This is a genomic window from Nocardioides kribbensis, from assembly GCF_015070375.1.
Taxonomy (GTDB): domain Bacteria; phylum Actinomycetota; class Actinomycetes; order Propionibacteriales; family Nocardioidaceae; genus Nocardioides; species Nocardioides kribbensis.
In genome coordinates this window covers 259,048-278,388 of the sequence record NZ_JADCLL010000001.1, presented here as the reverse complement: position 1 = coordinate 278,388, position 19,341 = coordinate 259,048, and the positions used below count along the sequence as shown (strand labels likewise).

Here is a 19,341-nt window from a genome sequence, read left to right as displayed (position 1 = left end):
CCGGTCGCCGGTCCCTGGGTCGGTCCTCAGCCGCTCCACAGACCGCCTGGCTACCCTCGCGCTCAACCACCCGCCGTCACGAGAGGACGACGACCATGACCAGCACCGAGCCCGCCCCCGCCGACACCGGGAGCACCCTCGACCCCACCACGACCACCCGCCGCGGTGGCCTGACCCGGCGCCGCGCCCTCGGCGGCGTCGCGGGGATCGGGGTGGCCCTGCCGGTGCTGGCCGCCTGCGGCGGCGAGGAGGAGGCGGCCAGCGACCCCGCCGCCGACCTCCCGGCCGGCGCGAGCCTGACCCCCACCGCCGACGTGCCGGTCGGGGGTGGCGCGATCCTCTCCGAGGAGGAGGTCGTGGTCACCCAGCCGACCGAGGGGGAGTTCAAGGCCTTCTCCGCGGTGTGCACCCACCAGGGCTGCCTGGTCTCCCAGGTCTCGGCCGACGGCATCGTCTGCACCTGCCACGGCAGCGTCTTCGCCCTCGACACCGGCGAGCCCACCGACGGGCCCGCCACCGAGGCGCTGGCGGCGGTCCCGGTCACGGTGTCGGGCGACGAGGTCACGCTCGCCTGACGGCGCGCCCCGTCGCCCCGCGGGGCGCCCGCCGGCGCGGACCGTCGGTGGGCGACCGTAGGGTTGAGGCGTGCCGTCCCGATCCGCCCGACCCTCCCGCGGCCCGCTGTCCTACCGGCCCGAGCCGGGGTCGATCCCCACCCAGCCGGGGGTCTACCGGTTCCGCGACGCGGCCGGCCGGGTGATCTACGTCGGCAAGGCCAAGAACCTCCGCGCGCGGCTCTCCTCGTACTTCCAGGACATCGCCAACCTCCACCAGCGCACGGCCACCATGGTCACCACCGCCGCCGGGGTGGAGTGGACGGTGGTCAACACCGAGGTCGAGGCGCTCCAGCTGGAGTACTCCTGGATCAAGGAGTACGACCCGCGCTTCAACGTGAAGTACCGCGACGACAAGTCCTACCCCTGGCTGGCCGTCACCGTCGGCGAGGAGTACCCCCGCGTCATGGTCGGGCGCGGCGCCAAGCGGCGCGGCACGCGGTACTTCGGCCCCTACAGCCACGCCTGGGCGATCCGCGAGACCGTCGACATCCTGCTGCGGGTCTTCCCGATGCGCTCGTGCAGCAACGGCGTCTTCAAGCGCTCCGCCCAGATCGGGCGCCCCTGCCTGCTGGGCTACATCGACAAGTGCTCCGCGCCCTGCGTGGGCAAGGTCAGCGCGGAGGAGCACCGCGCGATCGTCGACGACTTCTGTGACTTCATGGGCGGGCAGACCCGGCCCTTCACGCGTCGCATCGAGAAGGAGATGTACGCCGCCTCCGACGCCATGGACTTCGAGAAGGCGGCTCGGCTGCGCGACGACCTCGGGGCGATGCAGCGGGCGCTGGAGAAGCAGGCCGTCGTGCTCGGCGACGGCGCCGACGCCGACGTGATCGCCTTCGCCGAGGACCCCCTCGAGGTCGCGGTGCAGGTCTTCTACGTGCGCGGCGGCCGGATCCGCGGCCAGCGAGGCTGGGTCGCCGACCGCGTCGACGAGGGCGGCACCGCCGAGCTGGTCGACGACTTCCTGCTCCAGCTCTACGCCGGAGCCGGCCGCGACGCGCAGGGCGACGCCATCCCGCGCGAGATCCTGGTGCCGGCGCTCCCGCCCGACCTGGCCACCTTCGAGGAGCTGCTCGGCGACCTGCGCGGCGGCAAGGTGCAGATCCGCGTGCCGCAGCGCGGCGACAAGAAGACGCTGCAGGAGACCGTGGCCAGCAACGCCCGGCAGTCGCTGGCGCTGCACAAGACCAAGCGCGCCAGCGACCTCACCACCCGCAACCGTGCGCTGGAGGAGATCCAGGACGCCCTCGACCTCGACGACGTGCCGCTGCGCATCGAGTGCTACGACGTCTCCAACCTCCAGGGCACCGAGGTGGTGGCCTCGATGGTGGTCTTCGAGGACGGCCTGAGCCGCAAGGGCGAGTACCGCCGCTTCGTCATCAAGGGCGTCGACGGCCAGAACGACGTGGCCTCGATGCACGAGGTCATCACCCGGCGCTTCCGCCGGCTGCTCGACGAGCAGGCCCGCTCCGAGGTGCGCCCCGGCGACGCGGGCGACCCCTCCAGCGGCCCGATGCTGGTCGATCCCGAGACCGGCCGTCCCCGCAAGTTCGCCTACGCCCCCGGCCTCGTCGTCGTCGACGGCGGGCCGCCCCAGGTGGCGGCCGCCCAGCGGGCCCTGGACGAGCTCGGGATCGACGACATCCCCGTCTGCGGCCTGGCCAAGCGCCTGGAGGAGGTCTGGCTGCCGGCCCAGGAGGACCCGGTCATCCTGGCCCGCTCCTCCGAGGGTCTCTACCTGCTCCAGCGGATCCGCGACGAGGCCCACCGCTTCGCCATCAACCACCACCGCTCGCGACGCTCCAAGAGCATGGTCGAGAGCGCCCTCGACGACGTGCCCGGCCTGGGAGAGGTGCGCCGCAAGACCCTGATGAAGCACTTCGGGTCCCTGAAGAAGCTGCGCGAGGCCGAGATGGAGGAGATCGCCACCGTGCCGGGCATCGGCCCGCGCACGGCCGCGGCCATCAAGGACGCCGTGGCAGCGGCGTCCGCCAAGGGCGGCACCAAGGTCGGTGACGGGGGCGGCGGGGGCACCGCCGCGCCCGGTGCCGGCCCGACCTACAGCGTCAACACCGCCACGGGCGAGATCATCGAGGAGTCGTGATGGAGCAGGTCGGTCCCGAGCGGGGCGAGCTGGTGGTCGTCACCGGCATGACGGGGGCAGGCCGCAGCACTGCGGCCAAGGAGCTGGAGGACCTCGGCTACTTCGTCGTCGACAACCTCCCGCCGAGCCTGGTGCGCGAGGTGGTGCGCCTCGTCGACGACAGCCAGGGCCTCAGCCAGCCGATCGCGGTGGTGGTCGACGTGCGCTCGGGGTCGTTCTTCGCCTCGCTGCGGGCCAACCTCGCCCACGACTCGGTGGGCCGGCGCACCACCCTGGTCTTCCTCGAGGCCACCGACGAGGTGCTCGTGCGGCGTCAGGAGGCCGCGCGCCGCCCCCACCCGCTGCAGGGCTCGGGTCGCCTGCTCGACGGGCTCCAGCGCGAGCGCGAGGTGCTGGCCGACCTGCGCGGCGACGCCGACCTGCTCATCGACACCTCCGCGCTCAACGTCCACCAGCTCACGGCCCGGATCTCGGAGGCCTTCGGCACCCCCGACTCCACGGCGCTGCGCATCCGGGTCATCAGCTTCGGCTTCAAGTACGGCATCCCCGTCGACGCCGACTTCGTCGCCGACATGCGCTTCCTGCCCAACCCCCACTGGATCCCCGAGCTGCGTCCGGGCACGGGGCGCGACCCCGAGGTCGCGGGCTACGTCCTGTCCCGCGACGGCGCCGAGGAGTTCCTCGACGCCTACGTCCCCCTGCTCACCGGAGTGGCCGAGGGCTACCTGCGCGAGGGCAAGCGCTTCATGCGCGTGGCCATCGGGTGCACCGGTGGCAAGCACCGCAGCGTGGCGATGACCGAGGAGACCACCCGTCGCCTGGTCGAGGCCGGGCTCGACGCCACCGCGACCCACCGCGACCTGGGGCGCGAGTGACACCCCCCTCGCGCCGCGACCACGACCGCGCCCAGTCGGTGGTCGCCCTCGGTGGCGGCCACGGACTCTTCGCCTCCCTGCAGGCGCTGCGGCGCCTGGTGGGCGAGCTGGTCGTCGACGACCTCACCGCCGTGGTCACGGTCGCCGACAACGGTGGCTCCTCGGGCCGCCTGCGCGGCGAGTTCGGCGTGCTGCCCCCGGGCGACCTGCGCATGGCCCTCGCCGCGCTGTGCGGCGACGACGAGTGGGGTGCGACCTGGTCGAGGGTGCTGCAGCACCGCTACGCCGGCGACGGCGAGATGCGCGGCCACGTCACCGGCAACCTGCTCATCGTGACCCTCTGGGAGCTGCTCGGCGACCACGTGCAGGCCCTCGACTGGGTCGGTCGGCTGCTCGGCGCCTCCGGCCGCGTGCTGCCGATGGCGCTGACGCCCATGGACATCACCGCGCGCGTGCGCGGCCTCGACCCGGGCGCGCCCGACGCCCTCACCACGGTGCGCGGGCAGGTCGAGGTCGCGACCACGGCCGGCGTCATCACCGCGGTCGACCTCGACCCGCCGGCCCCCGAGGCCTGCCCGGAGGCGGTCGCCGCCGTGCGCGCCGCCGACTGGGTCGTGCTGGGCCCCGGCTCGTGGTTCACCTCCGTCATCCCGCACCTGATGGTGCCCGACCTGCGGCGGGCGCTGGTGGAGACCGAGGCCCGGGTCGTGGTCGTGCTCAACCTCGCCGAGCAGCCGGGGGAGACCGGCGGCTTCGGACCGGTGGACCATCTGGCGGTGCTCGCCGAGCACGCCCCCGACCTGCGCATCCACACGGTGCTGGCCGACGCCCGCCAGGTGGGCGACGAGCCCGGCGAGCGGGCGCTCCTCGAGCAGCAGGTGGCCGCCCACGGAGCCCGTCTCGTGGTGGGTGACGTCGCCCACGACGACGGTTCCCCACGCCACGACCCCGACCGCCTGGCGGCCTGCTTTGAGAGCGTGATGGCCGACTCCTGAGGCTTCGGGGGCCCTCGTCCCGGTGCCCGCGGTGATTGACTCGCGTGCGAGGATCGGGCCATGGCGATGACGGCACAGGTGAAGGCCGAGCTGGCCAGCACCCAGATCACCAAGACCTGCTGCCGCAAGGCCGAGGTCGCCTCGATGCTCCGCTTCGCAGGCGGTCTGCACATCGTGAGCGGGCGGATCGTCGTGGAGGCCGAGCTCGACACCGGCGCCGCGGCCCGCCGGCTGCGCAAGGACATCGCGGAGGTCTACGGCCACGCCTCCGACGTGGTGATGGTGCAGGGCAACGGCATCCGCAAGGGCAGCCGCTACATCGTGCGGGTGGTGCGCGACGGCGAGTCGCTGGCCCGCCAGACCGGACTGCTCGACCAGCGCGGACGTCCCGTGCGCGGTCTGCCCCCGGCGGTCGTCGCCGGTGGCGGCTGCGACGCCGTGGCCTCCTGGCGCGGGGCCTTCCTGGCCCACGGCTCGCTCACCGAGCCCGGGCGGTCCTCGTCGCTGGAGGTCACCTGCCCGGGGCCCGAGGCGGCGCTCGCGCTCGTCGGCGTCGCCCGCCGCCTGGGCATCCAGGCCAAGGCCCGCGAGGTGCGCGGCGTCGACCGCGTGGTGATCCGCGACGGCGACGCCATCGGGCAGCTGCTGACCCGCCTGGGCGCCCACGAGTCGCTCATGGCCTGGGAGGAGCGCCGCATGCGCCGCGAGGTGCGGGCCACCGCCAACCGCCTCGCCAACTTCGACGACGCCAACCTGCGCCGCTCGGCGCGCGCGGCCGTGGCCGCCGGTGCCCGGGTCGACCGTGCGATGGAGATCCTCGGCGACGAGGTGCCCGACCACCTCAAGATGGCCGGCACCCTCCGCCTCGAGCACAAGCAGGCCTCCCTGGAGGAGCTGGGGCAGCTCCACGAGCCGGTGCTCACCAAGGACGCCATCGCCGGGCGCATCCGGCGGCTGCTCGCGATGGCCGACAAGCGGGCCGAGGAGCTCGGCATCCCCGACACCGAGGCCTCGCTGACCCCCGACATGCTCGCCGACGAGGGCTGAGCAGCACCGTCCGTGCGCCCCCACGGTTACCCGCACGTACGACGGGACGCTCGGCGCCGCCGGGGTCGCTACCCGCTAGGGTCGACGGCGGCCGTCACGCCGTCTCGGCCGACGTGCCCGCAGAGCTGATCCACCACGCTGAACCATCCCTGATCCACCCGAGTACACCGTCCTCTCCAGAGCAGGAGCTCCACCCGTGACCGTTCGCGTAGGCATCAACGGTTTCGGCCGCATCGGCCGCAACTTCTTCCGCGCCGTCCGCGCCTCGGGCGCCGACATCGAGATCGTGGGGGTCAACGACCTCACCGACAACGCGGTGCTCGCCCACCTGCTGAAGTACGACTCGATCCTGGGCCGCCTCGACGCCGACGTCTCCAGCACCGACTCCGCGATCGTCGTCGGAGGCACCGAGATCCACGCCTTCGCCGAGCGCAACCCCGCCGACCTCAAGTGGGGCGAGATCGGTGTCGACGTCGTGGTCGAGTCGACCGGCTTCTTCACCGACGCCACCAAGGCCAAGGGCCACCTCGACGCCGGGTCCAAGAAGGTCATCATCTCGGCGCCGGCCTCCAACGAGGACATCACTGTCGTGATGGGCGTCAACCACACCGACTACGACGCTGCGCAGCACCACGTCATCTCCAACGCCTCGTGCACCACCAACTGCCTGGGCCCGATGGCCAAGGCCCTCAACGACGACCTCGGCATCGTCAAGGGTCTGATGACGACCATCCACGCCTACACCGCCGACCAGAACCTCCAGGACAACATCCACAAGGACCTGCGTCGCGCCCGCGCCGCGGCCCTCAACGTGGTGCCGACCTCGACCGGTGCGGCCAAGGCGATCGGCCTGGTGCTGCCCGAGCTCAAGGGCAAGCTCGACGGCTACGCCCTGCGCGTGCCCGTGCCCACCGGCTCGGCCACCGACCTGACCTTCGAGGCCTCGCGCGAGACCACGGTGGAGGAGGTCAACGCGATCATCGAGAAGGCCGCCGACGGCCGCTTCCTGAAGTACTCCACCGACCCGATCGTCTCCAGCGACATCGTCACCGACCCCGCGTCGTGCATCTTCGACGCCCCGCTGACCAAGGTCATCGGCAACCAGGTGAAGGTCGTCGGCTGGTACGACAACGAGTGGGGCTACTCCAACCGCCTCGTCGACCTCATCGGCTACATCGGCGAGACCCTCTGACGTGAGCGACCTCTCCTCCCTCGGTGACCTGCGGGGCAAGCGGGTCCTGGTCCGCTCCGACCTCAACGTCCCGCTCGAGGGCGACGCCGACCAGCAGCGCATCACCGACGACGGCCGCATCCGTGCCAGCGTCCCCACCATCCGCTCGCTGGCCGAGGCCGGCGCGCGGGTGGTGGTGACCGCGCACCTCGGCCGCCCGAAGGGTGCCCCCGAGCAGCGCTACTCGCTGGCCCCGGTGGCCGAGCGGCTCGGCGAGCTGCTCGGCGCCGACGTCGCCTTCGCCACCGACACCGTCGGTGAGAGCGCCCGCTCCACCGTGGCCGGGCTCGAGGACGGCGAGGTCGCCCTGCTGGAGAACGTGCGGTTCAACGCCGGCGAGACCAGCAAGGACGACGCCGAGCGGCGGGAGTTCGCCGAGCAGCTCGCCGGGCTCGCCGACGCCTTCGTCTCCGACGGGTTCGGTGTGGTGCACCGCAAGCAGGCCAGCGTCTACGACGTCGCCCAGCTGCTGCCCCACGCGATGGGTGACCTGGTCGCCACCGAGATCGACGTGCTGCGCCGGCTCACCGACACCCCGGAGCGCCCCTACGTCGTGGTGCTCGGCGGCTCCAAGGTCTCCGACAAGCTCGGGGTGATCGACAACCTGCTGGGCAAGGCCGACAAGCTCCTCATCGGCGGCGGCATGGTCTTCACCTTCCTCGCGGCCCAGGGCCACGAGGTCGGCAAGAGCCTGCTGGAGCAGGACCAGCTCGACACCTGCCGGGAGTACCTCGCGCGGGCCGCGGAGTCGGGCGTGGAGATCCTCCTGCCCGGTGACATCGTGGTCGACACGACCTTCCCGACCGGCGAGGCCACCCCGCAGCCCAGGGTGGTCGCCGCCACGGCGATCCCGGCCGACTGCCTGGGCCTCGACATCGGCCCCGCCTCGGCGGCCGACTTCGCGGCGGCGCTCTCCGGGGCGCGCACCGTGTTCTGGAACGGCCCGATGGGCGTCTTCGAGGTCGCGGAGTTCTCCGACGGCACACGCGCGGTCGCCCAGGCACTGACCGAGGTCGAGGGCCTCTCGGTGGTCGGCGGGGGTGACTCCGCCGCGGCGGTGCGCACCCTCGGCTTCGACGAGTCGGCCTTCGGCCACATCTCCACCGGCGGTGGCGCGAGCCTCGAGTACCTCGAGGGCAAGACGCTCCCCGGCATCGACGTCCTGGAGGACTGAACCGTGCCCACGACACGCACCCCGCTCATGGCGGGCAACTGGAAGATGAACCTCAACCACCAGGAAGCGGTAGTGCTGGTCCAGAAGCTGGCCTGGACGCTGCAGGACAAGCGCCACGACTTCGGCGAGGTCGAGGTCGTCGTGGTGCCGCCCTTCACCGACCTGCGCTCGGTCCAGACCCTGGTCGACGGCGACCGCCTCTCCGTGCGCTACGGCGCCCAGGACGTCTCCACCCAGGACTCCGGCGCCTTCACCGGTGAGATCTCGGCCGCGATGCTGGCCAAGCTCGGCTGCTCCTACGTCGTCGTGGGGCACTCCGAGCGCCGCGAGCACCACGGCGAGACCGACGCCGTGGTCAACACCAAGGCCCACAAGGCGCACGCCGCCGGCATGGTCCCGATCGTGTGCGTGGGCGAGGGCCTCGAGGTGCGTCGCGCCGGGGAGCACGTCGCGCACACCCTCGCCCAGGTCGACGGCTCGCTCGCGGGCTTCACCGCCGAGCAGGTCGCCGGGCTGGTCGTGGCCTACGAGCCGGTCTGGGCCATCGGCACCGGCGAGGTCGCCACCCCCGAGGACGCCCAGGAGGTCTGCGGGGCGATCCGGGCCCGGGTGCGCGAGGTCCACGGCGACGCCGCGGCCGACGGTCTGCGGGTGCTCTACGGCGGCTCGGTCAAGGCCGGCAACGTCGCGGGGATCATGGCCAAGGACGACGTCGACGGCGCCCTCGTGGGCGGCGCGAGCCTGCAGGTCGATGAGTTCAGCGGCATCTGCCGCTTCTCCGACATGCCGGTCCTGTGACCCGGCTCGCGTGACGTAGGATTCCCGACTGTGGATCTAGTCTTCACCATCGTCCTGGTCATCACGAGCGCGCTGATGATCCTGCTCGTCCTGCTGCACAAGGGCCGCGGAGGCGGCATGTCCGACATGTTCGGCGGCGGCGTCTCCAGCTCGCTGGGGGGCTCGTCGGTCGCCGAGCGCAACCTCGACCGGCTGACGGTCGGCATCGGCATCATCTGGTTCGCCACCGTGATCGCCCTGGGCCTGCTGCTGGCCTACCAGGCCTGACCCCGAGAGCTGAGGAGACCGCACATGGCTGGAGCAGGGAACGCTATTCGTGGCAGCCGGGTCGGCGCCGGCCCGATGGGTGAGGCCGAGCGGGGTGAGGCGGCGCCGCGACAGGCGGTGACGTACTTCTGCTCCCACGCCCACAGCTCGGTCGTGACCTTCTCGGTCGAGGCGACGGTGCCCGACTCCTGGGACTGCCCCAAGTGCGGTCTGCCCGCCGGGCGCGACTCCGAGAACGCTCCGCCGGCGACCAAGATCGAGCCCTACAAGACCCACCTGGCCTACGTGAAGGAGCGGCGCTCCGACCAGGAGGCCGCCGACATCCTCGACGAGGCGCTCTCGCTGCTGCGCCGCCGCCGCAAGTCGGGCGACCTGATCTTCTGAGCCCGCGCCACGGGCCCACGCAGACCACGAGGCCGGCCGCTCCCGAGGGGAGCGGCCGGCCTCGCGTGCGTCGCGTGCCTCGGTCGCACGCGCCGGCTCAGACCGCGGAGGCGGCCTCGCGGTCGAGGAACCAGGTGGTCTCCTCGCGTCCGGAGACCCCGACGGCGGGGATCTGCTCCACGGCTGCGTCGCCGAGGGCCTGCGCCACGGCGCCGGCCTTGGCCTCGCCGCTCACCAGGAACCACACCGCGCGGGCACGGCGCAGGGCCGGGAAGGTGAGCGAGACCCGCTGGGGCGGCGGCTTGGGGGAGTCGGGGACGGCCACGACGTCGCGGTCCTCGACCGCGAGCGCGGCCTGGCCCGGGAAGAGCGAGGCGACGTGCCCGTCGGGGCCCATGCCGAGCATGACCACCTCGAGCTCGTCGGCGCCGTGCGCGGCGAAGGTCGCGGCGTAGGCCTCGGCGGCGGCCTCGACGTCGTCGGCGTCGGCCGTCGAGGGCATCTCGTGCACCTGCTCCTCGGGCACCCCCACCGCGTCGACGAAGGCGCGGCGTGCGGCGCCCGCGTTGCGCTCCTCGGAGTCGGGGGCCACGAAGCGCTCGTCGCCCCACCACAGCACGACCCGGGACCAGTCGACCTCGGACGCCGGCGCCAGCTGGGCCACCGCCTCGTGCACGTGCCCGGCGATGGTGCCGCCGGTCAGCACGACCTGCGGCACCCGGCCGGCCCGCTGGGCGTCGGCCAGACGGCCCAGCAGCTCGCCGGCCACGGCGGTGGCGAGGACCCGGGGGTCGTCGTGCACCTCGACCCGCGGCTCGGTGCTCACCGCAGGGCTCCGCTGACCGCGCCCAGCTCCCCGGGGCCCGTCACGTGCAGGCGCAGCACCGGGCGCCCCTTGTCGGCCAGCACGCTGCCGTCGCCGACGGCCTGGGCGGTGAGGAACTCGTGGAACGTGAAGGGCCGGTCCGGCACCGCCAGGTCGGCGACGGGGTCGCCGGTGACCTGGACGTAGACGCCGGTGTCAGGTCCGCCCTTGTGGTACTGCCCGGTCGAGTGCAGGAAGCGCGGGCCCCACCCGAAGGTCACCGGCCGGCCGGTGCGCTCGGCCAGCGCGTCGCGCACGTCGGCGAGGGCGGCGTCGCGGTGGCGGTCGAGGTAGGCCTGGACCGCGACGTAGCCGTGCTCGCCGTCGAGGTGTCCCAGCAGCGCCTCCACGGCGCCCGCCACGGTCGTCGTGCCCTCGGGCAGCCAGCCCTCGCTGGCGTAGACCGACACGGGCCCGTCGACGAAGACCGGCGTGGGGGAGGCCCCCCCGCCGTCGAGCATCTCGCGGGCCGCGGCCTTGGCGCTCTCCACGTCGGGCTGGTCGAAGGGGTTGATGCCGATGACGCGTCCGGCGACGGCGGTGGCGTACTCCCACAGCAGCATCTGCGCGCCGAGACCGGCGTCGACGTGGGCGCCCCAGCCGGAGGCCGGTCGGGCGGCCTCGGCCGCCGCGGCGTCGGGACCGAAGGTCACGAGCACCTCGTCGGCGCTGGAGGGCGAGAAGTTCGGCGCCGCGACGGAGCCCACGACGACCGGGAGGATGCCCTTGCCGTCCTTGCCCGTCGACTCGGCCACGAGCTGCTCGGCCCAGTCGCCGAAGCCGGGGTACGTCGACCCCGCGTCGGCCAGCACCAGCTTGTCGGCCCCCGCGAGGTTGGCCGCACCGAGCAGCGCGCCGAGCCGCAGGCCGGGGTTGTCGACCCCGTCGGCCTCCAGCGCCGGGCGCACCGCCTCGGCCTGGTCGAGCAGCCGCGCGATGTCGGCGCCGGCCAGGCCGCTGGGCACGAGACCGAAGGCCGTGAGCGCGGAGTAGCGCCCGCCTACCTCGGGGTCGGCCAGGAACACGCGGTAGCCCGCGTCGCGCGCCGACTCCTCCAGGGGCGAGCCGGGGTCGGTCACGACCACGATCCGCGTGGCCGGGTCGATCCCGGCGTCGGCGAAGGCCTTCTCGAAGGCGCGGCGCTGGCTGTCGGTCTCCACCGTGCCGCCGGACTTCGACGACACCACGACCACGGTCTCGGCGAGCCGGTCCTCGAGCGCGGCGCGCACGAAGTCGGGGTCGGAGGAGTCCAGGACGACCAGCTCGACGCCGGCCTCGCCGCAGATGACCTCGGGGGCCAGCGAGGAGCCGCCCATGCCGCACAGCACGACCCGGGAGAGCCCGGCCTCGCGGTGCTCGACCTGGAGCGCGGCGATGTCGTCGACCAGGCCCCGCGACTCGGTGGACAGCGAGACCCAGGCGAGCCGCTTGCCGGCCTCGTCCTCGGCGGCCGGGCCCCACAGGGTCCGGTCGCGCGCAGCGATGCCGGAGGCGACCCGGTCGGTCACCAGCTGCTGCACGAGGTCGGCGTAGGCCCGCTCGTCGCGGTAGCCGAAGGAGAGCGAGAAGCCTTCACCCTCGGTGGCGCTCCAGGCCGTCACTTCGCGGCCTGCTGCATCTGGCCCTTCACGGTCTCGACCAGCTCGGTCCACGACTTCTTGAACTTGTCGACGCCCTCGTGCTCGAGCACGACGAGGACGTCCTCGAAGTCGATCCCGACCGAGGCCAGCGAGGCGAAGACCTGCTCGGCCTCGGCCCTGCGGCCGCTGACCTTGTCGCCCTCGACCTCGCCGTGGTCGGCGAAGGCCTGCATGGTCTTCTCCGGCATGGTGTTGACGGTGCCGGCGACCACGAGGTCGGTGACGTAGAGGGTGTCGGGGTAGTCGGGGTTCTTGACGCCCGTGGAGGCCCACAGCGGGCGCTGCACGGTGGCGCCCGCGTCGGCCAGCTGCTTCCAGCGGTCGCTGGCGTGCACCTCCTCGAAGGCGGCGTAGGCCAGGCGCGCGTTGGCCACGGCGGCGCGGCCGCGCAGCGCGAGGGCCTCGTCGGTGCCGATGGCCTCGAGCCGCTTGTCGACCTCGCCGTCGACGCGGGAGACGAAGAACGAGGCGACCGACTGGATGCCCGACAGGTCCAGGCCCGCGTCGCGGGCCTGCTCGAGCCCGCTGAGGTAGGCGTCCATGACCTCGCGGTAGCGCTGCTCGCCGAAGATCAGGGTGACGTTGACGCTGATGCCCTGGGCGACCACGGCGGTGATGGCCGGCAGGCCCTCCTTGGTGGCGGGGATCTTGATGAGGGCGTTGGGCCTGTCGACCGCGGCCCAGAGGGCCTGGGCCGAGGCGATGGTGCCGGCGGTGTCGTTGGCGAGGTCGGGCTCCACCTCGATGGAGACCCGACCGTCGGCACCGGACTCGTCGGCCACGGGGGCGAGCACGTCGCAGGCGTTGCGGACGTCCTCGGTCGTGAGCTCGAAGATGACCTTGTCGACGTCGTGGCCCGCAGCGACGAGCCCGCGGACCTGCTCGTCGTAGCGCTCGCCGTCGGCGATCGCGCCGGCGAAGATGGTCGGGTTGGTGGTCACGCCTACCACCGAGCTCTCCTTGACCAGCTCGGCCAGGTTGCCGCTCTCGATGCGCTCGCGCGACAGGTCGTCGAGCCAGATGGACACCCCCGCGTCGGCGAGGGCCTTCAGACGATCACTCATGGGTTTCTCCCTGTGCTGGGTGGGGCCGGGCGGTGCCGGGTGGGGCCGGCTGCTGCCGGGTGGTCGGGTGCGGGGTGGGCGCTCGCGCGCTCAGGAGCCCGTGACGGTGCGGAAGCTGTCGCGCGCGGCGTTGGCCACGGCCTCGCCGGTGATGCCGTACTCGTCGTAGATGCGCTGGTAGTCGGCCGAGGCGCCGTACTGGTCGATGGAGACGATGCGGCCGTGGTCGCCGACGTACTCGCGCCAGCCCTGCTTGACGCCGGCCTCGACGGAGACGCGGGCCTTGACCGTCGTGGGGATAACGCTCTCGCGGTAGGCCTCGTCCTGCTCCTCGAACCACTCCACGCAGGGCATGGAGACGACGCGGGCCTTGATGCCGTCGGCGGCGAGGAGCTCGCGCGCGGCGACCGCGACCTGGACCTCCGAGCCGGTGCCGATCAGCACGACGTCGGGCACGCCGCCCTCGGCCTCGAGCAGGACGTAGGCGCCGCGCGTCACGCCCTCGGCGCCGGCGTAGCCGTCCTCGTCGCGGGGGAAGACCGGCACGTTCTGCCGGGTCAGGGCCAGCGCGGCGGGGGTGTCGGTGCGCCCGAGGATGTGCAGCCACGCCGCCGCGGTCTCGTTGGCGTCGGCCGGTCGGATGACGTCGAGGCCCGGCATGGCCCGCAGCGCGGCCAGGTGCTCGATCGGCTGGTGGGTGGGGCCGTCCTCACCGAGACCGATGGAGTCGTGGGTCCACACGTAGGTGACGGGCAGCTTGCTCAGCGCCGCCACGCGCACCGCTCCGCGCATGTAGTCGGAGAAGGTGAGGAACGTGCCGCCGAAGACGCGGGTCAGCTTGTCGGCGGCGATGCCGTTCATGATCGCGCCCATGCCGTGCTCGCGGATGCCGAAGTGGAGCACGCGGCCCTGGTGGGGGTCGGCCTTCCAGTCCTCGGTGTCGCGGCTCACGGGCAGGAAGGACGGCGCGTCCTCGATGGTGGTGTTGTTGGAGCCGGCCAGGTCGGCCGAGCCGCCCCACAGCTCGGGCATGCGCGCCGCGACGGCGTTGATGACCTTGCCGGAGGCCGAGCGGGTGGCGACGCCCTTGGCGTCGGCGGGGAAGACCGGCAGCGCGTCGGCGAGGCCCTCGGGCAGGCTGCGCGACTTCAGGCGGTGCAGCAGGGTCGCGCGCTCGGGGTGGGCCTCGGCCCAGGCGCGGTAGCGCTCGTCCCACTCCTCGCCCCACGCGGCGCCGCGCTGACGCAGGCCACGGGTGTGCTCGAGCACGTCGGCGGGCACCTCGAAGCGCTGCTCGGGGTCCCAGCCGAGCACCTTCTTGGTGGCCGCGACCTCCTCGTCGCCCAGGGCGCTGCCGTGGGCCTTCTCGGTGCCCTGGGCCGACGGGGCCGGCCAGGCGATGATCGTGTCGAGCACGATGAGCGAGGGCTTGTCGGTCACCTCGCGGGCCGCGACGACCGCGTCGTGCAGGGCCGGCACGTCCTCGGCGTACTCCGCGCCGCCGTGGGTCCAGTCGACGTTCTGCACGTGCCAGCCGTAGGCCTCGTAGCGCTTCGCGACGTCCTCGGTGAAGGCGATGTCGGTGTCGCCCTCGATCGAGATCCGGTTGCGGTCGTAGATGACCGTGAGGTTGCCGAGCTCCTGGGTGCCGGCGATCGAGGAGGCCTCGCCGCTCACGCCCTCCTGGAGGTCGCCGTCGCTGCACAGCGCGTAGACGTGGTGGTCGAAGAGGCCCTCGCCGGGGGCGGCGTCGGCGTCGAGCAGACCGTGCACGCGGCGGGCCGACATGGCCATGCCGACGGCGTTGGCGACACCCTGGCCCAGGGGCCCGGTGGTGACCTCGACGCCGGCGGTGTGGCCGAGCTCGGGGTGGCCGGGGGTCTTGGAACCCCAGGTGCGCAGGGCCTTGAGGTCCTCGATCTCGAGGCCGAAGCCGCCGAGGAAGAGCTGGGTGTAGAGCGTGATGGAGGAGTGGCCGCAGGAGAGCACGAAGCGGTCGCGGGCGATCCACTCGGGGTCGGCCGGGTCGTGGCGCATGACCTTCTGGAAGAGCAGGTAGGCCACCGGCGCCAGGCTCATGGCGGTGCCGGGGTGGCCGTTGCCGACCTTCTGCACGGAGTCCATCGCCAGCACGCGCGCGGTGTCGACCGCCTTCGCGTCCAGCTCGGTCCAGTCGAGGGCGGGGGTAGTGCTCACAAGGGTCCTTCCGGCGGGATTCGGGGGCGCCGACACCGCGAGGAGCGGGTCGACACGTGCCTCAACAGCGAGGTCGCGCAGGCGATTCCGAGCCTACTCACCCCCGGCGGTAGACTCCTACCGGCACCAGCGCTGGTGGACCGTGGCCCGTCGGCCCTCCGCCCCGAGCGCCCCCACCCACCCCGAGGACCTCCGTGACGCATGTCGGCCAGTCGGCCTCTGCCGCAGGGCAGCAGGGCGCAGACCCCGCCGGCGGCGCGGCCCCCGACGGCCGCGCGACCTGGCGGGACGTGGTGGCGGCGTACGTCGGTCTCACCAAGCCCCGGGTGATCGAGCTGCTGCTGCTGACCACCGTGCCGGTGATGTTCTACGCCGCCCGCGGCGTGCCGGAGCTGGGACTGGTCGTCTGGACCGTCCTGGGCGGCACCTTCTCGGCGGGCTCGGCCTCGGTCTTCAACTGTGTCTACGACCGCGACATCGACGAGCAGATGCGCCGCACCCGCCGCCGCGCGCTGCCCCGTCACATCGTGACCCCGCGCTCGGCGCTGGTGTTCGGCACCGTGCTCGGCGTGCTGTCGACCGTGATCCTCTACCTCGGGGTCAACGCGCTCTCGGCGCTGCTGTCGGTGACCGCCATCGCGTTCTACGTCTTCGGCTACACCATGCTGCTCAAGCGGCGCACGACCCAGAACATCGTCTGGGGCGGCATCGCGGGGTGCTTCCCGACCCTCATCGGCTGGACCGCGGTGACCGGGTCGCTGTCGTGGACGCCGGTCGTGCTCTTCATGGTCGTCTTCTTCTGGACCCCGCCCCACACCTGGGCGCTGGCCCTGCGCTACCGCGAGGACTACGCCCACGTCGACGTCCCGATGCTGCCGGTGGTCAAGCCGGCCCGTGAGGTCGGCCGCCAGATCGTGCTCTACAGCTGGGTCATGGTCGCCACCTCGCTGCTGCTGTGGCCCGTGGCCGGCACGGGCCCGTTCTACCCGGCCGCGGCCGCCGTGCTCGGCGCGGTCTTCCTGCTCGAGGCCCACCGCATGTGGGGACGCACGCGCGGCACCGAGGACCTGAGCGTGATCCAGCCGATGCGGCTGTTCCACTCCTCGAACCTCTACCTCTCGCTGCTCTTCGTGGCCGTCGCGCTCGACCCGCTGCTCAGCTTCTGAGGCCTCCCCGACCGGGGCCCGCCGGTGCGGCCCCCTCGGGAGGCGTCGACCGCTGCGAGGCCACCGCGGGCCGACTGCGCAGGTCGTCGTCGCGTGCCGGACGTCGCCGGCCAGCACCCGGTCGCGCGCACCACGCCACGTCCCGTCGCGGGACGAGGTCGACCGCCACGGCCGCGGCGGGCGGACGGGCCGTCGTGCGCGAGGATCAGCGGCCGGAGCCGACCGGCTCGCGCAGGTCGTCGGAGCCGAGGTCGGCGCCGAGGGCCACGGGGTGCGGGTGCCGCACGGTCAGCAGGGCCCAGGTGACGGAGGCCGCGATGAGGGCCGAGCCGAGCACGTGGAAGGCCACGAGCACGACGGGCAGGTCGGTGAAGTACTGCACGAAGCCGATGAGCCCCTGCGCCAGCTCGATCACGAGCAGCAGCGCCACCGCACGGCGGGTGCGTCGGGGCGCGCCGGTGGCGTGGACGGCGAAGAGCAGGCCGATGGTGAGGCCGAGGAGCAGGAAGACGCTGTCGGCGTGGAGCTGGCTGACCGACTCGGGGTCGAGGCCGTTGCGCTTCGCGTCGAGGTCGCCGGCGTGGGGCCCGGACCCGGTGACGACCGTGCCGACGTAGAGCACGGCCCAGGCCGCGGCGAAGGTCGCCCAGGCCAGCGCGACCACGGGCCCGCGGACGGCGGGGCCGACCCCGTCGACGACCTGCAGGAACCGGACCGAGAGGCACACGATGGCCAGCGAGAGCAGCAGGTGCAGCGAGACGACCCACGGGTTGAGCCCGGTCAGCACGGTGACGCCGCCGATCACGGCCTGCAGCGGGATGCCCAGGCCCATGAGCAGTGCGAGGTTGCGCAGCCGGCGGTCGCCGCTCTGCACGGCGGCCACGAAGGTCGCCACGGCGATCGCGGCGAGCACGAAGGTCAGCAGCCGGTTGCCGAACTCGATCGCGGCGTGCAGCGTCAGCTCGCCGTGGGGGGTGTAGGACCCCTCGAAGCACTCGGGCCAGGTGGGGCAGCCCAGCCCCGAGGCCGTCAGCCGCACGGCCGCGCCGGTGACCACCAGCACGGCGTTGGCCACCAGCGAGGCCCAGCCCAGGGGTCGCACGTAGCGCCCCAGGCCGGAGGGGCGGGCGGAGGACTCGGTCATTCCCACGTGAACGTCCTTGCGGTCGCGACGGTGCCGACGACGGTCCACGCCGCGAGCACCAGGAGGGCCGGCCAGGCGACCTGGCCGTCGATGAGGGCGTCGCGCATGGCGCCGCCGAGGGCCCCGGAGGGCAGCCAGCCGACGACCTCGCCGAACCCGCCGTACGCCGAGGCGGGCAGGACGACGGCGCCGCCGGCCATGAGGAGCAGGTAGACGAGGTTGGCGGCGGCCAGGGTCGCCTCCGCCCGCAGCACCCCGGCCACGAAGAGGCCGAGGGAGGCGAAGGCCGCGGTGCCGAGCACCACGGCGAGCACGCTGCCGGTGACGGCGCCGAGCGCGGAGCCGTCGGCGCCGGGCACGGGGCGCCAGCCGAGGGCCAGGGCGACCGCAGCGATCACCGCGACCTGGAGCACCTCGACGAGGAGCAGGGCGAGCACCTTGCCGGCCAGCAGGCCCGAGCGCGGCAGGGGCGAGGTGCCGAGCCGCTTGATCACGCCGTAGCGCCGCTCGAAGCCGGTGGCGATGGCCAGCGAGGTGAAGGCGGTCGACATGACGGCCAGCGCCAGCACCCCGGGGGTGAACACGTCGACGGGCGTGGCCTCGAGGTCCAGCCCGACGCGGTCGGCGGCCAGGACGCCGCCGATGAGCACGATGACCGGGATGACGACGGCCAGCAGCAGCTGCTCGCCGTTGCGCAGCGTGAGCCGGGCCTCCATGCGCGCCTGGGCGAGCACCTGCCGGCCCAGGGGAGCGGCGCCCGGCCGGGGCACGAAGGTGCCCGTGGCGGCGGGCACGGCCCGCTGGGTGGCGCTCATGGCGTCAGCTCCCGTCCGGTGAGGTCGAGGAAGACGTCCTCGAGCGTGCGGGTGCCGAGGGTCAGCGACTCCGGCAGCACCGCGTTGTCCTCGCACCAGCGTGACACCCGGGCCAGCGTGGAGGCGTCGGCCGGCCCGGTGACCTGGAGGCTGAGGGAGTCGAGCAGCCGCACCTCGGTGCCCGGACCGAGGGCGGCGGTGAGCGACTCGGGGGCCCCCGGGGGGAAGGGGCGGGTCACCACGAGCCGGATCGTCGAGACCGCGCCGCCCCGCGTGAGCTCCAGCGGGGAGCCGGAGACGACGAGGCGGCCGTGGTCGATGATGTGGACGAGGTCGGCGAGCCGCTCGGCCTCCTCCATGTAGTGGGTGGTGAGGACGACGGTCACGCCGTCGCCGCGCAGCTCCTCCAGCAGGTCCCACACGGAGCGACGCACGGCGGGGTCCATGCCGGCCGTCGGCTCGTCGACGAAGACCAGCTCGGGCCGCCCGACCAGGGCCAGCGCGAGGCCGAGACGCTGCTGCTGACCGCCCGAGAGGCGGCGGTAGGGGGTGCGCCCGCACTCACCGAGGCCGAGACGCTCCGAGAGGAGCGCGGGGTCGAGCGGGTGGGCGTGCAGCGCCGCGACGTGGCGCAGCATCTCCATGGCCCGCACCCCGCTCCACGCGCCGCCGCCCTGGAGCATGACCCCGATGCGGGGGAGCAGCTCGCGTCGGTCGCGCACCGGGTCGAGCCCCAGCACCCGCACGGTGCCGGCCTGCGGCCGCCGGTAGCCCTCGCAGGTCTCCAGCGTGGTCGTCTTCCCGGCGCCGTTGGGGCCGAGCACGGCGGTGACGGAGCCCCGCGGCACGCGCAGCGAGAGGGAGTCGACGGCGGTCTTGTCGCCGTAGCGCATCACCAGGCCGTCGACCTCGACGGCGGGGGCGTCGAGCGGATCGGCGGCGGGCACGCCCCCAGTCTA

18 protein-coding genes are annotated in these 19,341 nt (G+C 73.4%); 11 read left to right on the top strand and 7 right to left on the bottom strand.

Annotation, left to right across the window (positions count from 1 at the left end):
* Window positions 1-95: 95 nt before the first annotated feature.
* From IR170_RS01365 to IR170_RS01325, 10 genes are all read left to right on the top strand, one after another.
* The gene (locus IR170_RS01365) at window positions 96-575 is read left to right on the top strand and encodes a Rieske (2Fe-2S) protein (protein WP_193660923.1); all 480 of its coding nucleotides are present in this window, start codon (window positions 96-98) and stop codon (window positions 573-575) included.
* A gap of 70 nt (window positions 576-645) precedes the next feature.
* Window positions 646-2,721: an excinuclease ABC subunit UvrC gene (uvrC, locus tag IR170_RS01360; protein WP_193660922.1), complete on the top strand. Its 2,076-nt coding sequence runs from the start codon at window positions 646-648 to the stop codon at window positions 2,719-2,721.
* A complete protein-coding gene (gene rapZ / locus IR170_RS01355; protein WP_056864332.1) occupies window positions 2,721-3,596 on the top strand; it encodes an RNase adapter RapZ in 876 nt (291 codons plus the stop codon). The genes uvrC and rapZ overlap by 1 nt, the downstream gene beginning before the upstream one ends.
* Window positions 3,593-4,591, top strand: a complete 999-nt coding sequence (locus tag IR170_RS01350; RefSeq protein WP_251533092.1) for a gluconeogenesis factor YvcK family protein — start codon at window positions 3,593-3,595, stop codon at window positions 4,589-4,591. The genes rapZ and IR170_RS01350 overlap by 4 nt, the downstream gene beginning before the upstream one ends.
* Window positions 4,592-4,651: 60 nt before the next feature.
* Window positions 4,652-5,638: a DNA-binding protein WhiA gene (gene whiA, locus IR170_RS01345; RefSeq protein ID WP_056864334.1), complete on the top strand. Its 987-nt coding sequence runs from the start codon at window positions 4,652-4,654 to the stop codon at window positions 5,636-5,638.
* Window positions 5,639-5,834: 196 nt separating this feature from the next.
* Complete coding sequence (gap, locus tag IR170_RS01340) at window positions 5,835-6,830, top strand: type I glyceraldehyde-3-phosphate dehydrogenase (protein ID WP_193660921.1); 996 nt, start codon at window positions 5,835-5,837, stop codon at window positions 6,828-6,830.
* A gap of 1 nt (window position 6,831) precedes the next feature.
* The gene (locus tag IR170_RS19260; protein WP_319804851.1) at window positions 6,832-8,043 is read left to right on the top strand and encodes a phosphoglycerate kinase; all 1,212 of its coding nucleotides are present in this window, start codon (window positions 6,832-6,834) and stop codon (window positions 8,041-8,043) included.
* 27 nt (window positions 8,044-8,070) lie between these two features.
* The gene (tpiA, locus tag IR170_RS19255; protein WP_056864337.1) at window positions 8,071-8,841 is read left to right on the top strand and encodes a triose-phosphate isomerase; all 771 of its coding nucleotides are present in this window, start codon (window positions 8,071-8,073) and stop codon (window positions 8,839-8,841) included.
* A 30-nt stretch (window positions 8,842-8,871) separates the two neighbouring features.
* On the top strand, window positions 8,872-9,108 hold the full coding sequence (gene secG, locus IR170_RS01330; RefSeq protein ID WP_056864338.1) for a preprotein translocase subunit SecG: 237 nt from the start codon (window positions 8,872-8,874) through the stop codon (window positions 9,106-9,108).
* 24 nt (window positions 9,109-9,132) lie between these two features.
* Window positions 9,133-9,492: an RNA polymerase-binding protein RbpA gene (locus IR170_RS01325; protein WP_056864339.1), complete on the top strand. Its 360-nt coding sequence runs from the start codon at window positions 9,133-9,135 to the stop codon at window positions 9,490-9,492.
* Between the two features lie 97 nt (window positions 9,493-9,589).
* Here the strand turns inward: IR170_RS01325 and pgl are convergent, their stop codons facing one another.
* The 4 genes from pgl to tkt all read right to left on the bottom strand — a co-directional run bounded on the left by pgl (window position 9,590) and on the right by tkt (window position 15,257).
* Complete coding sequence (gene pgl / locus IR170_RS01320) at window positions 9,590-10,318, bottom strand: 6-phosphogluconolactonase (protein ID WP_193660920.1); 729 nt, start codon at window positions 10,316-10,318, stop codon at window positions 9,590-9,592.
* Entirely contained in the window at window positions 10,315-11,958 is a 1,644-nt protein-coding gene (locus IR170_RS01315; protein ID WP_193660919.1) for a glucose-6-phosphate isomerase, read from the bottom strand. Before IR170_RS01315 ends, pgl begins: the two co-directional genes overlap by 4 nt.
* Complete coding sequence (tal, locus tag IR170_RS01310; protein WP_193660918.1) at window positions 11,955-13,061, bottom strand: transaldolase; 1,107 nt, start codon at window positions 13,059-13,061, stop codon at window positions 11,955-11,957. The genes IR170_RS01315 and tal overlap by 4 nt, the downstream gene beginning before the upstream one ends.
* A gap of 90 nt (window positions 13,062-13,151) precedes the next feature.
* Complete coding sequence (gene tkt, locus IR170_RS01305) at window positions 13,152-15,257, bottom strand: transketolase (protein WP_193660917.1); 2,106 nt, start codon at window positions 15,255-15,257, stop codon at window positions 13,152-13,154.
* A 194-nt stretch (window positions 15,258-15,451) separates the two neighbouring features.
* Between tkt and IR170_RS01300 the strand changes: the two genes are divergently transcribed.
* Window positions 15,452-16,423 carry a heme o synthase gene (locus IR170_RS01300; RefSeq protein ID WP_193660916.1) on the top strand — a complete coding sequence of 324 codons (972 nt, stop codon included), beginning with the start codon at window positions 15,452-15,454 and terminating at the stop codon, window positions 16,421-16,423.
* 205 nt (window positions 16,424-16,628) lie between these two features.
* On the opposite strand, the gene IR170_RS01295 is transcribed toward IR170_RS01300, so the two are convergent.
* Genes IR170_RS01295 through IR170_RS01285 form a run of 3 tightly spaced genes read right to left on the bottom strand, consistent with a single transcriptional unit; the run spans window position 16,629 to window position 19,329 of the window.
* Window positions 16,629-17,567: a COX15/CtaA family protein gene (locus IR170_RS01295; RefSeq protein WP_193660915.1), complete on the bottom strand. Its 939-nt coding sequence runs from the start codon at window positions 17,565-17,567 to the stop codon at window positions 16,629-16,631.
* A complete protein-coding gene (locus tag IR170_RS01290; RefSeq protein WP_193660914.1) occupies window positions 17,564-18,382 on the bottom strand; it encodes an ABC transporter permease in 819 nt (272 codons plus the stop codon). The genes IR170_RS01295 and IR170_RS01290 overlap by 4 nt, the downstream gene beginning before the upstream one ends.
* A complete protein-coding gene (locus IR170_RS01285) occupies window positions 18,379-19,329 on the bottom strand; it encodes an ABC transporter ATP-binding protein (protein ID WP_251533081.1) in 951 nt (316 codons plus the stop codon). The genes IR170_RS01290 and IR170_RS01285 overlap by 4 nt, the downstream gene beginning before the upstream one ends.
* Window positions 19,330-19,341: the final 12 nt, after the last annotated feature.

What these genes read in the sequence shown, in the direction of transcription:
- IR170_RS01365 (WP_193660923.1), top strand. Translation starts at nt 96, where the DNA reads ATGACCAGCACCGAGCCCGCCCCCGCCGACACCGGGAGCACCCTCGAC.
- rapZ (WP_056864332.1), top strand. Translation starts at nt 2,721, where the DNA reads ATGGAGCAGGTCGGTCCCGAGCGGGGCGAGCTGGTGGTCGTCACCGGC.
- whiA (WP_056864334.1), top strand. Translation starts at nt 4,652, where the DNA reads ATGGCGATGACGGCACAGGTGAAGGCCGAGCTGGCCAGCACCCAGATC.
- tpiA (WP_056864337.1), top strand. Translation starts at nt 8,071, where the DNA reads ATGGCGGGCAACTGGAAGATGAACCTCAACCACCAGGAAGCGGTAGTG.
- IR170_RS01325 (WP_056864339.1), top strand. Translation starts at nt 9,133, where the DNA reads ATGGCTGGAGCAGGGAACGCTATTCGTGGCAGCCGGGTCGGCGCCGGC.
- tal (WP_193660918.1), bottom strand. Translation starts at nt 13,061, where the DNA reads ATGAGTGATCGTCTGAAGGCCCTCGCCGACGCGGGGGTGTCCATCTGG.
- IR170_RS01295 (WP_193660915.1), bottom strand. Translation starts at nt 17,567, where the DNA reads ATGACCGAGTCCTCCGCCCGCCCCTCCGGCCTGGGGCGCTACGTGCGA.
- IR170_RS01290 (WP_193660914.1), bottom strand. Translation starts at nt 18,382, where the DNA reads ATGAGCGCCACCCAGCGGGCCGTGCCCGCCGCCACGGGCACCTTCGTG.